At 49.5% G+C, this 15,036-nt stretch carries 13 protein-coding genes and 1 pseudogene; all 14 read left to right on the forward strand.

The window, feature by feature from the left end:
* Nucleotides 1-265 precede the first annotated feature (265 nt).
* The 14 genes and pseudogenes from ACTQZS_RS06935 (at nt 266) to ACTQZS_RS07000 (ending at nt 14,960) form a co-directional block, all read left to right on the forward strand.
* Nucleotides 266-3,283, forward strand: a complete 3,018-nt coding sequence (locus ACTQZS_RS06935) for a DUF3427 domain-containing protein (RefSeq protein WP_441475169.1) — start codon at nt 266-268, stop codon at nt 3,281-3,283.
* A 69-nt stretch (nt 3,284-3,352) separates the two neighbouring features.
* A complete protein-coding gene (locus ACTQZS_RS06940; protein WP_441100303.1) occupies nt 3,353-3,751 on the forward strand; it encodes a (deoxy)nucleoside triphosphate pyrophosphohydrolase in 399 nt (132 codons plus the stop codon).
* A gap of 4 nt (nt 3,752-3,755) precedes the next feature.
* Nucleotides 3,756-3,929, forward strand: a pseudogene (locus ACTQZS_RS06945) (phosphopantothenoylcysteine decarboxylase domain-containing protein); the annotation flags it as partial.
* Between the two features lie 53 nt (nt 3,930-3,982).
* The gene (locus ACTQZS_RS06950; protein ID WP_441475170.1) at nt 3,983-4,990 is read left to right on the forward strand and encodes a tRNA dihydrouridine synthase; all 1,008 of its coding nucleotides are present in this window, start codon (nt 3,983-3,985) and stop codon (nt 4,988-4,990) included.
* A gap of 125 nt (nt 4,991-5,115) precedes the next feature.
* Entirely contained in the window at nt 5,116-6,249 is a 1,134-nt protein-coding gene (locus ACTQZS_RS06955; RefSeq protein ID WP_441100417.1) for a sodium ion-translocating decarboxylase subunit beta, read from the forward strand.
* A gap of 171 nt (nt 6,250-6,420) precedes the next feature.
* Nucleotides 6,421-6,618 carry an OadG family transporter subunit gene (locus ACTQZS_RS06960; protein WP_441475171.1) on the forward strand — a complete coding sequence of 66 codons (198 nt, stop codon included), beginning with the start codon at nt 6,421-6,423 and terminating at the stop codon, nt 6,616-6,618.
* Nucleotides 6,619-6,998: 380 nt separating this feature from the next.
* Complete coding sequence (hypB, locus tag ACTQZS_RS06965; RefSeq protein WP_441475172.1) at nt 6,999-7,688, forward strand: hydrogenase nickel incorporation protein HypB; 690 nt, start codon at nt 6,999-7,001, stop codon at nt 7,686-7,688.
* On the forward strand, nt 7,685-8,389 hold the full coding sequence (hypB, locus tag ACTQZS_RS06970; protein WP_441475173.1) for a hydrogenase nickel incorporation protein HypB: 705 nt from the start codon (nt 7,685-7,687) through the stop codon (nt 8,387-8,389). The genes hypB (ACTQZS_RS06965) and hypB (ACTQZS_RS06970) overlap by 4 nt, the downstream gene beginning before the upstream one ends.
* 273 nt (nt 8,390-8,662) lie before the next feature.
* Nucleotides 8,663-11,455 carry an FAD-dependent oxidoreductase gene (locus ACTQZS_RS06975; protein WP_441475191.1) on the forward strand — a complete coding sequence of 931 codons (2,793 nt, stop codon included), beginning with the start codon at nt 8,663-8,665 and terminating at the stop codon, nt 11,453-11,455.
* Nucleotides 11,456-11,467: 12 nt separating this feature from the next.
* On the forward strand, nt 11,468-11,812 hold the full coding sequence (locus ACTQZS_RS06980; protein ID WP_441475174.1) for a hydrogenase maturation nickel metallochaperone HypA: 345 nt from the start codon (nt 11,468-11,470) through the stop codon (nt 11,810-11,812).
* 206 nt (nt 11,813-12,018) lie between these two features.
* Complete coding sequence (locus ACTQZS_RS06985; protein WP_441475175.1) at nt 12,019-12,765, forward strand: LytR/AlgR family response regulator transcription factor; 747 nt, start codon at nt 12,019-12,021, stop codon at nt 12,763-12,765.
* A gap of 234 nt (nt 12,766-12,999) precedes the next feature.
* Nucleotides 13,000-13,176: a 30S ribosomal protein S21 gene (gene rpsU, locus ACTQZS_RS06990; RefSeq protein WP_004602251.1), complete on the forward strand. Its 177-nt coding sequence runs from the start codon at nt 13,000-13,002 to the stop codon at nt 13,174-13,176.
* A 60-nt stretch (nt 13,177-13,236) separates the two neighbouring features.
* Complete coding sequence (locus ACTQZS_RS06995; RefSeq protein WP_441475176.1) at nt 13,237-14,106, forward strand: metallophosphoesterase; 870 nt, start codon at nt 13,237-13,239, stop codon at nt 14,104-14,106.
* Between the two features lie 32 nt (nt 14,107-14,138).
* Nucleotides 14,139-14,960, forward strand: coding sequence for a segregation and condensation protein A (locus ACTQZS_RS07000; protein ID WP_441100294.1), 822 nt, complete (start codon nt 14,139-14,141; stop codon nt 14,958-14,960).
* The last annotated feature ends 76 nt before the right edge of the window (nt 14,961-15,036 follow it).

Below are 15,036 nucleotides of genomic sequence, written 5' to 3' on the forward strand. Positions count from 1 at the left end.
AAGGAGGGCCCGCAGGTCCTCCCGCGGTTCCAGTCCTCGTAGGTGTCCGGAACCTGATCACTAAAGACAATATAACCGGAATGGTGGAATTTGTCAACCTGTCTGATTTTTGCGTCAGATGTGCAAGATAACAAATGGCTGATATGGTCAGGAGGATTGTCAATGCATCCTAAACGTGTCGGCGGATAATTTCAATGTCACGGTATGTGAAAACAGCTGATCGTTTACACCCGCAGGATCAAACCTGTAAGAATGGAGACCCATCATGAAAGCGGACCATCAGGAAATTCTCACAGAATACGTTAAACAGCTTGAGAAAGGAATGTATTCTGCGTTTATTGACGGTTCAGTCAATACAAATCTCGCTTATAAGCCGGAATTCGTATCCAATAATTACCACGAAGGCAGGAAGGTCCTGTCGGCACTGGAGAATGAACTGCTTCAATGTGAAGAATTTTACATCAGTGTCGCTTTCATCACACTCGGTGGAATAACTCCACTGCTTCAGACATTTAAGGAGTTAGAGGAGCGGGGGATTCCGGGCAAAATTCTCACCACCAATTACCTGAATTTCAGCGAACCCCTTGCGATTCAGAAGCTTCACGAGCTGTCCAATCTGGATATACGAATGTACATGTCTGATGATGACGAGGGCTTCCATACGAAGGGATATATTTTCAAGAATAAAGATGTATATCGGATCATCGTCGGAAGCTCCAATATGACGCTGACGGCTCTCACCAAAAATAAAGAATGGAATACGAAAATCATATCCACGGAATTCGGAGAATATTCCGAGCGTATTCTCACAGAATTCCAAGATCTTTGGGCTTCGGACAAAACCAGAGAATACCATTCGTTTATCGATGAATACCGAACAGCGTTTGAGATTTCAAGAAAACAGCGTCAGATCGCCCGGGACGCAATTCAGGAGAGCGGCGCGCTGGATTTTGAGTTGTACCGACTGAAACCTAATGCGATGCAGACCGCCTTTATAACCAGCCTGAGGGATTTGATGAAAAGAGGCGAAAAGAAGGCACTTCTGATTTCTGCAACAGGCACAGGAAAGACCTATGCGGCCGCCTTCGCGATGAGAGAACTCAACCAGGAAAAGGTCCTTTTTTTAGTTCATCGGGAGCAAATTGCAAAACAGGCACAAAAAAGCTTTCGTAAGGTTCTGGGCAGCAAAGTCTCCTATGGGATTATATCCGGAAACCAGAAGGAACCAGACGCAGATTATCTTTTTGCTACCGTTCAGACCATGTCAAGAGATGAAACACTGACCAATTTTTCAAAGCATCAGTTTCAGACCATCATCATTGATGAAGTTCACCGGGCAGGTGCTGCTTCCTATCAGAAAATTGTGGAATATTTTAAGCCTCAGCTTCTTTTGGGAATGACAGCTACACCGGAGAGAACTGATGGCTTTGATATTTACAGCCTGTTTGACCACAACATTGCAACGGAAATTCGCCTTCAGGATGCGATGGAAGAGAATCTGTTATGTCCATTTCATTATTTTGGCATCACAGAACTTGAGGTTAATGGGCAGGTCGCACACGATCTCCAGAACAACGAAACCCTGTTCCTCAGAGATTTTCAATATCTGACGGGAGAAGCCCGTGTAAAATATATCCTGCGAGAAGCAGATTATTATGGCTATAGTGGTAATCGTGTCAAAGGTATAATTTTTTGCAGTCGTAAGGATCTTGGACGAGAATTGTCCTGCAAAATGAATCAGATGGGAAAACAGACAGTTTTTCTGTCCGGTGAAGATTCTCAGTTCGAAAGAGAGCAGGCAATCCGGCGCCTGACCAGCGATGACATGCCCAGGAACAGACAGCTCGACTATATCCTGACTGTTGATATATTTAATGAAGGCGTCGATATTCCTGAAATTAATCAGGTCATTCTGCTCCGGCCAACGGAAAGCCCGATCATCTTTGTGCAGCAGCTTGGAAGAGGTCTTCGGAAAGCGGTCGGAAAAGAATTTGTCGTGATTCTGGACTTTATCGGTGCCTATACCAATAATTACATGATTCCGATCGCACTATCCGGAGATCGTTCTTACAACAAGGATAACATCCGCCGCTATGTGCAGGAGGGATCCCGCATGATCCCGGGCTGCTCGACCATACACTTTGATAAAATTTCCCGTAAGAGAATCTTCAGTGCAATTGACAGCGTCAGACTGAACGACATAAAACTTCTTTACGATGCCTATCGGAAGTTAAAATACCAGCTCGGCAGAATCCCTTCACTGACGGATTTCTCTGCCTACGGTTCCATTAACATAACAAAGTATTTTATGAAATTCAATTCCTATTACGGCTTTCTCAAAAAGTATGAACAGGAATATACTGTAAGACTGGACGCCACAGAAGAGCAGATTCTCGGATTTATCTCGAAAAAGCTTGCCTTTGGAAAACGTCCCGAAGAATTACTCATCCTTCGTGATATTCTTCATGACCATGACTTCCATTTTCGCATAAAGGCTTATGCAGATGCCCTGTCACGGAGTGGAATCCGGGAAAAGGATGCAACCATTGCCTCTGCTGTTCGCAACCTGACAAATCGTTTTGCAAAAGACTCTGATCAGAAGAAGTTCTCTGCCTGTGTCTTTCTGGAAAAAACAAAAGAAGAAACCTACCAGGCTTCCGCCGGATTTCTCCGGGTATTGAGAAATGACACGTTCCGAAAGATGGTAGAAGAAACCGTGGAATTTGGTTTGGAGGAATATCAGAAGAACTACAGCAATCGGTATAAGGATACGAATTTTCAACTGTATCGGAAGTATACATATGAAGAGGTCTGCCTTCTGCTGAACTGGGACAAAAACATGAACGCACAGAACCTGGGCGGATATTTTTACGATGCACGAACGAAAACTCTTCCGGTATTCATCAACTATGACAAGACCGATGATGCCATCGCATATGAAGACCGTTTTCTTGCAGCAGACCGACTCATAGCACTATCCAAACACCCAAGAAAGATCACATCAAGCGATGCGGATCATTTTTACAAACGCACCGAAGCCGACCGCGAAAACCGGATTTTTCTTTTCCTTCGGAAAAATAAGGACGACCGGGAAGCAAAGGAGTTTTATTTCCTCGGTGAAATGCAGGCACAGGGAGATCCGAAACCTATCCGAATGAAATTTGATAAAGTCGATGAAACCGGAGCTGTCATCGGAACACGGATGGATGATGCTTTTGAGGTTGACTATCAGCTTGATATTCCGGTCCGTCAGGATCTTTACAATTATATTGTGAAAGAATGATACCATTCGTCAAAGGCCGGGAGGATGTCCATCTGCTGAGATAAACAATACAGAAAGTGAGAATAAAAAATGGATACAAAACATGTGGTTGCCGCCGTGATCATTCATCATGGGAAAGTATACGCTACCCAGAGAGGCTACGGAGAATTTAAGGACAAATGGGAGTTCCCCGGAGGAAAGATAGAACCCGGAGAGACCCCGCAGGAGGCACTCCGCCGGGAAATCCGCGAGGAACTAGACACCGAAATTTCGCCAGGCTCTCTGATCGATACCATCGAGATCGATTATCCTGGATTTCATCTGGTCATGGAATGCTATTATTGTACTGTTCGCAGTGGCAGCCTTACGCTTTTAGAACACGAGGCAGCCAGATGGCTGGATTCAGCTCATCTGGAAGATGTTGACTGGCTCCCGGCAGACCGTTCGCTTCTTCCGGAGATCCGGAAGCATCTGGATCGCCACCTTTGAGTCCGGGTATCCTGCCTGCGGAGCAACAGGCAAGGGCAAGATGGTTTCACCGCAAAAGCTTTACGAAGTCCTTGATCATGTGATAGGATTTGAAAAGGATCTGGTTGGCAAGCGGATCCTGGTCTCAGCCGGTCCAACCCGAGAGGCTTTGGATCCCGTTCGTTTTCTCACCAATCATCCACAAGAATTTCACAACGACAGACAAACCACATGACACAACGGGAAAACAGAATGAAACTATACTTCGCACCGATGGAGGGGATCACCGGAAGGGTTTACCGGCAGGTACATCACCGGTTTTTCCCCGGAATCGATAAATATTATACGCCGTTTCTTTCCGTGACCAGAGATCTGAAGCTGAAGAGTAGGGACAAAAAGGAACTGGATCCGGCAGAAAATCCGGACATTTTTCTGGTCCCCCAGTTTCTCGGGAACGATCCGGAGGCTTTCCGCAAAGGAATTCAATACGCGGGAAAACTCGGGTATTCAGAGATTAATATCAACCTGGGATGTCCTTCAAAGACCGTGACCGCCAAGAAGAAGGGATCCGGCCTCCTCGACGAACCGGAACTTCTGACAAGACTTCTCGACGGTGTATTCGAAGAGACCGAACAGAATTCTTCTGACAGTTCCTCCGGCTTCGAAAATCCGGAACTGAATTCTTACGGCAGTTCCCCTGGCCCGGACAGGAAAATGCAGATTTCAATCAAAACCAGACTAGGGGTCAGCGATCCGGAAGAGGTATTTTCTCTTCTGGAGATATACAATCGTTACCCCATTTCAGAGCTGACCATTCACCCGCGAGTGAGAGACGAGGGCTACCAGGGACGGGTACATCTGGATTACTTCGAAGAATGCCTTCGCAGATCAAAAAATCCGGTGTGTTACAATGGAGATATCCGGACCGTGCGCGACTATGAGCAGATTGCAGAGAAATTTCCAGAAGTACATGCAATAATGATCGGTCGCGGACTCGTCGGAAATCCGGCGCTGGTGCGCGAAATCCGCGGAGGAGATTCTCTGACTGCCGAGGAGCTGAAGCTTTTCCACGATTCCATGCTGGAATCCTTCATGGATGCATTTCAGGGTGATGAATACGTGTCCATTCGGCATATGCTGGAGCTGTGGCCATTCATGAAAGAGAATTTCCCGGATTCTGACCGTCTGATTCATAAGCTTTATAAGACAAAAAGACTTTCAGAGTATCGGGCGGCTGCTGACAGAGTCTTCCGTGGATGACTCTGCGCGGCAGACCTCATTTCCGATAAAAGCAGCTTAATTTGTCAGCTTAAGTCAGAAGTACAAATGCAGATCGATGCACGCAGCATGAAAAATTGTAGAAAGGACTCAAAATTATGCAGGGAATTATGGAGCTGTTTTCCAATGCGGGGAACATCACATGGCAGATGGCTGTCATGTGGATCATTGGAGGTATACTGATCTATCTGGGCATTGTAAAAAAAATGGAGCCTTCTTTACTGGTACCAATGGGGTTTGGCGCAGTTCTGGTGAATCTCCCGATGTCGGGAGCAGTCACGCAGACAATCAATGGGGTACTGACACAGGGGCCACTCGATACTCTCTTCAATGCAGGAATTTCCAACGAGATCTTTCTGCTCCTGCTCTTTATCGGCATTGGAGCCATGATCGACTTTACGCCGCTTCTGTCCAATCCGCTGATGATGCTGTTCGGTGCAGCAGCCCAGTTCGGCATTTTTTTCACGCTGAGTCTGGCGGCCCTCTTTGGCTTCAGCCTGCAGGATGCCGCTTCCGTCGGCATCATAGGAGCGGCAGACGGACCGACCTCCATCTTTGTCGCCAACTATTTTCACTCCAGATACCTCGGAGCGATTATCGTTGCTGCCTACTCCTATATGGCTCTTGTGCCGATCATTCAGCCGCCGGTCATCCGGGCGGTGACGACAAAAAAGGAACGCGCCATGCACATGTCCTACAATCCGCAGAGTGTGTCAAAACCGGTGAAAATTCTGTTCCCGGTCTGCATCACCATCATCGCGGGAATTGTAGCACCGCGGTCTGTCGCCCTGGTGGGCTTTCTGATGTTCGGAAATCTCGTCCGCGAATGCGGAGTTCTGGATTCGCTTTCCGATACGGCCCAGCACTCCCTCGCCAACATCATCACTCTGATGCTTGGAATCACAGTGGCATCACAGATGCGTTCCGAAGACTTCCTCAATATCAGGACTCTGCTGATCCTCCTTCTCGGACTCATCGCGTTTATTTTTGACACTGTCGGAGGCGTACTCTTTGCGAAACTCCTGAACCTGTTTCTGCCAAAGAACAAAAAGGTCAACCCGATGATCGGAGCCTGCGGCATATCCGCCTTTCCGATGTCTGCCAGAGTCATCACCCAGATGGGCATCAAAGAGGATCCTTCCAATGTTCTGATCATGCAGGCCACAGGCGTCAATGTCTCCGGCCAGATCGCATCCGTTATCGCAGGCGGTCTGATCCTGAGCCTTGTACCGCTGGCATGACCGCGCGAACGTTTTTCTTAACGTTTTTCTTATAGAGGACATTTCTTATAATTAGAGTTTCACTTATAAAGGCCCTCTCTTTGAACAGGCTGATGAAATTCCTGAAGAACTCAGCGGAAACATTGAAAAAACAGATACCTCTCTGAAGAGGACTCTGAAAGGAGATTGAAAATGAATACATTTCTTGGATCACTGAAGGTTATGGGCCTCGGGATGCTCGGAATCTTTATCGTCACCATTGTGCTGATTGTCATCATGATGCTTCTCACAAAAATCTTTCCCGCCAGGACAAACGGCGCTGACAGCACAGAGGTTCCCACCGCGGAACAGAAAGCTGCCTGCAGTCAGACGAATGACACAGACCAGTGAATCACAGTCACACAAACAGCACAGACCGGTGAAACGCACTTACACAACGGCACAGACCGGTGAAACGCACTTACACAACGGCACAGACCGGTGAAACACACTCACACAAATGGCGCACACCGTTGGAACGCAGACAGAACCGCTTCGCGCGTAATACGCGCGGCGGTACTGTCTGCGTTTTTTTCTTATTCCTTTGAACAACTTCCTGCAAACAACGGAATCTCTCACCTGTGCTTTCGGTACACATCCATTGATCCGGCAGGAATAACACGCCTCACGGGAAGCCCGTAAATCAGTAAATAATGCACAAAATATGTTTCTATAAAGCTGATATTTATGTTATAATTTTAAGATCGATCATTTAAAGGGGCATATTGTACATGAATAATGACGAATTCAAAGTGATTGAAGTTAAGAACCGCATTATGGAGGACAATGACAGCATCGCGGATGCGGTGCGATCCAGGATGAGAGAGAAGGGAGTCTTTCTGATCAATCTCATGGCTTCACCGGGAGCCGGCAAGACAACACTTCTCGCTCGCACGATCCGGAAGCTGAAAGACACATACCGCATCGGTGTGATGGAAGCAGATGTAGACAGCGACGTAGATGCAAGGACGGTGGCAGAAGCCGGCGCAAAGGTCATTCAGGTTCATACCGGAGGCTCCTGTCACATGGATGCCGTGATGACACAAAAAGGCCTTGATGAGATGGGCGTGGACGGCCTGGATCTTGTATTTCTCGAAAATGTCGGTAATCTTGTCTGCCCGGCAGAGTTCGATGTTGGTGCGGATAAGCGGGTGATGATTCTCAGCGTGCCGGAAGGCGATGACAAACCGCTGAAGTATCCGCTGATGTTTCAGGTAAGCGACTTACTTGTGGTCAGCAAGTCGGATACGGCTGCGATCTTCGATTTTGATTTTGACAGGCTGCGCGAAAATGTCTCCGCACAGCGGAAAAAAGCAGACCGGCGCTCAGCGGAGATGCCGGTTCTTCCTCTTTCAGCAAAGACGGGAGAGGGCTTTGCTGCCTGGATCAGCTGGCTGAAGCGGGAGGTGAATGCGCGATGAAGGTAATCGAACTGCACGAGAGCGTAACCGCGTCAAATGACCGTGATGCAGAAGCACTTCGTGAAGAGATGAAGAGAAGAGGGACGCTGCTGATCAATTTGATGAGCAGTCCGGGTTCCGGCAAGACGACACTGCTGGCGCGAACGATCCGCGATCTTCAGGACGAGTGCAGTGGCGATGCCGGACACCGAAGAGCGGATGACAAGCTGAAGATCGCCGTGCTGGAGGCCGATATCGATTCCGATGTGGATGCCAGGCGGATGGACCGTCTGGGAGCGAAGACAATTCAGGTCCACACCGACGGCATGTGTCACATGGACGCAGGAATGACGGCAAGGGGACTTGATGAACTGGGATATGAGGGCATCGATCTGGCTTTTCTGGAAAATGTCGGAAACCTGATCTGCCCGGCCGAGTTCGATACCGGAGCGGGAAAAAATGTCATGATACTCAGCGTCCCGGAGGGCGACGACAAACCGCTGAAGTATCCGCTGATGTTCCGAACCAGCGACGCGCTCGTCATCTCCAAGATTGACGCGCTGCCATATTTTGATTTTGACATGGACGCCTGCATACAGCGGGTAAGAGCTCTTCATCCCGCCATACAGATCTTTCCCGTCTCGGCGAAAACCGGAGAGGGGATGGCCGCATGGGAGGAATGGCTTCGAAACGCCGTACATAACTGGAAGTCCGGCGTCTGAAGCACTTATGACCGGAGATATCCTGTGTCTGAAAACCTGATGACCAGATATTCTGTGTCTGAAGTCCTCATGGCCAGATAGACTGTGTCTGAAGTCCTCATGGCCAGATAGACTGTGTCTGAAGTCCTCATGGCCAGATATTCCGTGTCTGACTTATATCTAAGCGTCTGATTTACAAAGCCGCCGGATCAGAAACAGTGCCGGCTTTCGGGGGAATGCCGCGCACAAGAGAAGAAAAGGAGAGGATTTTATATGAACGAACAGAAGAACCGAATGACGAACGAACGTGATTACCGGCTTCCGGAAAATTTTGTCTATCCGGACAGAGAAAAGCTGAAGCTGCTGATTCGTCTGGCTGGTATGATTACGGACCGTTATGTGGCAAAATACACCCATACCATTCGTCCGGACGACCCGGAGGTCTGGTGCCTCGATGAGGTCATGAACAAGGATGAAGTAAAGTTCATGCTCAGTTTCAAGAAACCCAGGACAAACTACAGCCACGCGCAGCTCGTGAAAATGAACCCTGCGTTTACAGAGACGCAGATCAATCAAATGCTGGAACACCTGATGTGGGTCGGCTGCATTGAGACGAATCGTGAGAACCCGGCAAAAGAGCTGTGGTACGATGTGCCGATTTTTGTTCCGGGCATCGCCGAGTTCATGGTCATGAACGATAAGCTGATGGCAGAGCACCCGAATATCGCGACATTTTTTAACCTGATGACCCAGATGCCCCTGGAGGGCATTACGCCCATGGTTCCCATGGGCGGCGCGGGCATCGGCATGCATGTCATCCCCGTAGAAAAAGCGATCGAATCCGTTTCCACATCCGTACCGCTTGAGCACATCTCGCATTGGCTGGATAAATATGAGGGCAAGCTTTCCATCGGTGTCTGCACCTGCCGCCGGCAGCAGCGGATCCGCGGAGAGGGCGACGGTTCCATCGAGCAGGAGTGCTGCATCGGCCTTGGCGATCTCGCTGAGTGGTGCGTGAATACCGGCCGCGGCCATTATATTACGAAGGAGGAGGCGCTGGAGGCCTGCGAGAGGGCAGAGCGGCATGGCTTTGTCCATCAGACAACAAATATTGACGGCGAAGATAAAATCGTCGGACTCTGCAACTGTGCGCCCGGTGTCTGCAATGCGATCCGCACCTCTCAGCTCTACAATACCCCCAATATGTCCCGTTCCGCATATCGTGCGCATGTAAAAAAAGAAAACTGCGTAGCCTGCGGAAAGTGTGTGGAGGTATGTCCGGTCGGCGCAGCCAAACTTGGTCAGAAGCTCTGCAAAAAGGACGGAAGTGAGGTGAAATACCCGCTGACGCTGCTGCCGGATGAAACCCGCTGGACCGCTGACAACTGGAACATTCATTACCGGGAGGACGCGAAGATTAATTGTTATGACACCGGAACTTCCCCCTGTAAGACAGCTTGTCCGGCGCATATCGCGGTGCAGGGCTATGTGAAAATGGCAAAAGAAGGCAGGTACGAGGACGCGCTGAAGCTGATCCGTCAGGATAATCCGTTCCCGGCTGTCTGCGGAGCCATCTGTAACCGCCGCTGTGAGGATGCCTGCACGAGAGGTACGGTGGACAGTCCTGTCGCGATCGACGAGATCAAGAAATTCGTCGCGCAGCAGGAGATCGATCCCGCTTTCCGCAAATCTATCCTTCCCGTATGCGAGCGTGACGAGGGCGGCTTCTGGGACGATAATTATAAAATGGCAGTGATCGGCTCCGGTCCTGCCGGCATGTCCTGTGCTTATTACCTCCGGACCAAAGGATATCCGGTCACAATTTTTGAAAAAGAAAAAAAGCCCGGTGGAATGCTCACGTACGGCATGCCGTCCTTCCGTCTCTCAAAGGATCTTGTCGATGCAGAGATCGATATGCTCCGCGAAATGGGAATTGAGTTCCGCTGCGGTGTAGAGATCGGAAGGGATGTCAGCATAGCCGATCTCAGAGCGCAGGGATATCGCGCCTTCTACGTATCCATTGGTCTCTCAGGCGGCAGAAGCGCCGGTGTGCCCGGAGAGGATGCCGCGGGTGTAGAGTCCGGTATAGGCTTCCTGAATCGCGTGAATCGCGATCACAGCGTAAAACTGACCGGAGATGTCGTGGTGGTAGGCGGCGGCAACGTAGCCGTCGATGTAGCAAGGACAGCACAGCGTACGACAGACGGACACATCACCATGATCTGTCTGGAAGGCGCAGATGAAATGCCTGCCGCTGCCGATGAGGTTGAAGACGCAAAGGCCGAGGGCATTGAAGTGAAGAACGGATGGGGTCCGAAAGAGATCCTGACAGAAGATGGAAAGGTAACCGGCGTTGTGTTCAGGAAATGCACCCGGGTCAAGAACCCCGACGGACGCTTTGATCCCCAGTATGACGAAGAAACGACAATCACCGTTCCCTGCAAGAACGTACTGGAGGCAATCGGCCAGTCTGCTGTCTGGGGCGATCTTCTGAAAGGTACAAAAGCACAGACACGGCGAGGCGGCACCATTATCTGCGACCCGGTTACCTTCCAGACCGGAGAACCGGACATTTTCGCCGGAGGCGATATCAACCACGGCGCCCGTTTCGCCATTGACGCCATTGCCGACGGCAAGAAGGGAGCGGAATCTATGCACCGCTTCGTACATGAAGGTCAGTCTCTCACGATTGCCCGTGATCTCCGGGAATTCATCGAGCTCGACAAAGAGGATATCACCGTTCCTCTCGGCTATGATCATGCCAAACGCTGCGTCCCCGGATCCCGTAAGGTCGAGGACCGTTTCGACGATACAAGACTTCCGCTGACCGAAGAGCAGGTACATCAGGAGGCGGACCGCTGTCTCGGATGCGGCGCAACAACAGTCGATATCAACCGCTGCATCGGATGCGGCCTGTGCACCACCCGCTGTGAATTCGATGCGATCCATCTGGAGCGGGACCTTCCGGACTGCAGCAGATTCTTCCGTTCTGAAGATAAGATGAAGGCGATCGCGCCTTATGCAATGAAGCGGGAGATTAAAATCATCCGAAAGGAAGCCCGCGAAAAAAAGGCAGCGCGCAGGTGACGGAGAACGGCTATGCATGAAATGGGAATCGTAACTCATCTCGCGAAGACACTGGATGATCTCGCAAAGGAACAGAACATTACGAAAATCGGTTCTGTCACACTGCAGGTCGGAGAGGTCTCCGGCATCATGACGGACTATTTCACCGACTGCTGGGACTATTTCAAGGTGCGCCATCCCGTATTAAAGTCGGCAGAACTGAAGCTTGAGACGATCCCTGCAGTGACCTGGTGCAATCACTGCAGAAGAACCTACCCGACCGTAGAGTACGGACGGGAATGCCCCTACTGTCAGAGTGGAGAGACATGGCTCCTCAGGGGAAATGAATGTATCATTAAGGAAATCGAGGCCGAGTAAATCAATCAAATTCGGTTCACACAAGAAGAAACCGGAAATCTGAAAAGGGTCTATCCTCACAATGATCGCAGGAATTATCAGTATTATTGCTGCCGCGTTTATTATAGGTGCTGTACTAGTCGGACTTAGCAAAATGTAATATAATACACAGCAGGCAGGCTTGCCTGCCTGCGTGAATAAAAGTCCCGAAAAGGAACGGTTGAGAAATGGAGCAGCTTCGGATAGGCATATGTGAAGATAATAAGGAATCACGCATCCGGCTTCTGAATATGGTGACGGATTCCGCAGAAAAAATAACCGCAGAGGCGTTTGAAAGCGCTGAAGATCTGCTGGATCATTTTTTTCCCGGGAAATTCGATCTTCTGATACTTGACATCTATATGGAACGGATGACCGGAATTGACGCGCTGGAACAGATCCGCAGAAAAGATACACGCGTAGTGGCAGCCATTGCCACAACCAGTCAGGATTTTGCGCTGGAATCCTATCGTCTTCGTGCCGCCCGTTATCTGGAGAAACCTGTAAAACCGGAGGATATCCGGGAACTGATCCAGGATGTTATTCACAAGAAGGAATCTGAGCCTCATTTCGAATGTGAATCGGTACGTGAGAGGATACGAGTGCCTTTTGACTGCATTCTTTTTGCAGAACAGAGAGGGAAAAGCATCTGTCTGCACATGGATGACGGAGAAGAACTGATCTTCCGCGGAAAACTGGATGACGAGATAAACAAATTCCCGGAGAAGTATTTTTTCCGCTGCCATAAGAGCTTTCTGGTCAACCTCTCGAAGATTTGCGGTATAGACCGCGAGCTGCTGACCTTTGTCATGCAGGGCGGCGAACAGGTTCATATTCACCGACAGGGATTTTTTGCCGCAAAAAGAGCATATGAACATTATCTTTTTTCCATTGCTGAAGGATGGAAACAGGAAGGACAGGGGGCGGACGAGTAGACGGATGCCGTTCCCTGGAAGAATGGGATGAAGCGGCATGCCCTATGAAGCTGAATGATCCGATCCGGGCATAGTTAAATATGCAATAAAAAAACACCCCATCCGTCAACCCGTCAAAATTAAATTTTCCCTTGACGAAAATAAAAAATTTGCTATAATAAAGTGAGTGCAAAAATACCCAAACAGTTGTATTTAGCACAATCTTACAACTGGAGGGAGGTTAGGTTTGGGCATATGGCAAACGTTATCGTAAAAGAGAACGAAACACTGGATAGCGCGTTACGTCGTTTCAAGAGAAGCTGCGCTAAGGCTGGAATCCAGCAGGAGATCCGTAAGAGAGAGCACTACGAGAAGCCGAGTGTTCGTCGCAAGAAGAAATCCGAAGCAGCAAGAAAACGTAAATATAATTAATTTGCACATGAAAAGCTCTGACATGTAAATGCCAGAGCTTTCTTCGTTTTATTTATATTCATGAAAAGATACAAAGATACCCGCTACAACCTCAATCTCAAAAAACCCGGACTTCCCTCAGGCACGCTTACCGTCTGCTTTTTCACTGACATGCACAATTGCTGCAGTCCTGAGGAAATCTCCCGCATCGAAACCATTCTGCAGAAAAACCGCCCGGATCTCATTCTGTGCGGCGGAGACAGCATTATCGGGAAGCCCGGATACCCTGTCGCTCCCGCGGCTGATTTTCTCACCTGTCTTGCCGGGAAATGGGCCTCTGTTCATGAGAACGGAGATCCTGCAGGAAATATCTATCTCGCCATGGGCAATCACGAGTATCGCACACGGATCTACCCGGAGGTGTACGGCGACATGTATACCCGCTACCAGCGCGCTCTGCAGCAATCCGGACACCTCATTCTGCTCCAGAACGAATCGCGCGAATTCACCGTGCACGGCCTCCCGGTCTGCATCTGCGGCTTCAGCATGGATCGCCGCTACTATGGCAGAATCCATCACGAAACTCTTCCCTGTTCCGCGATTACAGAGGCTTTCCGCACAGATCAGAATCCCGGGACGCCTCCTTCAGACCAGATCAGTATTCTTCTCGCACACAACCCATCCGGTATGGATGCCTATCTGGAATGGGGCGCTGATCTGACTCTCTGCGGACATTACCACGGGGGAGTCGCACGTTTTGGAAAGCACGGAGGGCTGATCAGCCCTGATCTCTGTCTTCTTACCGGAAAAGCCTACGGCTTATTCCAAAAAAACGGAAAAAGTGTTATAGTAAGTTCCGGCTGCGGAGAACACACCATCCCCGTCAGGATCCATAATCCGAGGGAGATCGTGACCGTAGTAATTCATGTAAATGAGAATTCTCAGTCCTGACAGCTTCCATTCAGAAAGGAAATCTCTTCGAAGTGGCAATATCTGTAAATCTCCAGGTATTTCAAGGTCCTCTGGATCTTCTCCTGCATCTCATTGACAAAAACAAAATAGATATCTATGATATTCCCATTTCTGAAATTACCGATCAGTATCTGGAATATGTCCGGCAGATGGACCACGAAGACATGAATGTCACCAGTGAATTCATGGTGATGGCGGCAACGCTGATCGACATCAAATGCCGGATGCTCCTGCCCAGAGAGGTCGATGAAGAAACCGGCGAGGAGATTGATCCGCGCGAAAACCTCGTGCAGCAGCTTCTCGAATACAAGGAATACAAGGAGATTTCCAGGCATCTGCGCGAATATGCGGAGGATGCGGGAGAGCTCGTCACGCGAAGGCAGCACCTTCCGAAGGAGGTGGCACGCTATTCGCCGCCGGTAGATCCGGCGCAGCTTCTGGACGGTGTCACACTGGAAAGGCTTCACGAAATCTTCGAATTCGTACTGAAACGGCAGAAGGACAAAATCGACCCGATCCGGAGTAAATTCGGCCATATTGAAAGAGATGAGGTTTCTCTCCCCGACAAGCTGGATTATGTCCAGATCGTGACCCGCAAGAAGAGAAAAGTCTCCTTCCGGAGACTGCTGGAAAAACAGCCGACGAAAATGAACGCTGTCGTTACGTTCCTGGCAGTGCTTGAGCTCATGAAACTCGGCAAGATTCACTGCACCCAGGATGAGCTCTTCGGCGATATTGAAATTGAATCCCTGGAGAATGAACACGAAACCGCCCTCGCCGGAGACGCCTACCGGGAGGACGCAGGCAACAAACCTTTTAATGAACTGTTCTGAGAAAATGGTAATTGCAGATGGCAGAAGAAATAGAAACAAAAAAAGCAAGCGAAAATAAAGAAACAGACCCGGATAC

Source organism: Bilifractor sp. LCP19S3_H10 (genome assembly GCF_052119185.1).
Classification (GTDB): domain Bacteria; phylum Bacillota; class Clostridia; order Lachnospirales; family Lachnospiraceae; genus Bilifractor.

Excerpts from the sequence above, each read along its gene's own strand:
- ACTQZS_RS06935 (WP_441475169.1), top strand. The coding sequence starts at position 266 with ATGAAAGCGGACCATCAGGAAATTCTCACAGAATACGTTAAACAGCTT.
- ACTQZS_RS06940 (WP_441100303.1), top strand. The coding sequence starts at position 3,353 with ATGGATACAAAACATGTGGTTGCCGCCGTGATCATTCATCATGGGAAA.
- ACTQZS_RS06950 (WP_441475170.1), top strand. The coding sequence starts at position 3,983 with ATGAAACTATACTTCGCACCGATGGAGGGGATCACCGGAAGGGTTTAC.
- ACTQZS_RS06960 (WP_441475171.1), top strand. The coding sequence starts at position 6,421 with ATGAATACATTTCTTGGATCACTGAAGGTTATGGGCCTCGGGATGCTC.
- hypB (WP_441475172.1), top strand. The coding sequence starts at position 6,999 with ATGAATAATGACGAATTCAAAGTGATTGAAGTTAAGAACCGCATTATG.
- hypB (WP_441475173.1), top strand. The coding sequence starts at position 7,685 with ATGAAGGTAATCGAACTGCACGAGAGCGTAACCGCGTCAAATGACCGT.
- ACTQZS_RS06975 (WP_441475191.1), top strand. The coding sequence starts at position 8,663 with ATGACGAACGAACGTGATTACCGGCTTCCGGAAAATTTTGTCTATCCG.
- ACTQZS_RS06980 (WP_441475174.1), top strand. The coding sequence starts at position 11,468 with ATGCATGAAATGGGAATCGTAACTCATCTCGCGAAGACACTGGATGAT.
- ACTQZS_RS06985 (WP_441475175.1), top strand. The coding sequence starts at position 12,019 with ATGGAGCAGCTTCGGATAGGCATATGTGAAGATAATAAGGAATCACGC.
- rpsU (WP_004602251.1), top strand. The coding sequence starts at position 13,000 with ATGGCAAACGTTATCGTAAAAGAGAACGAAACACTGGATAGCGCGTTA.
- ACTQZS_RS06995 (WP_441475176.1), top strand. The coding sequence starts at position 13,237 with ATGAAAAGATACAAAGATACCCGCTACAACCTCAATCTCAAAAAACCC.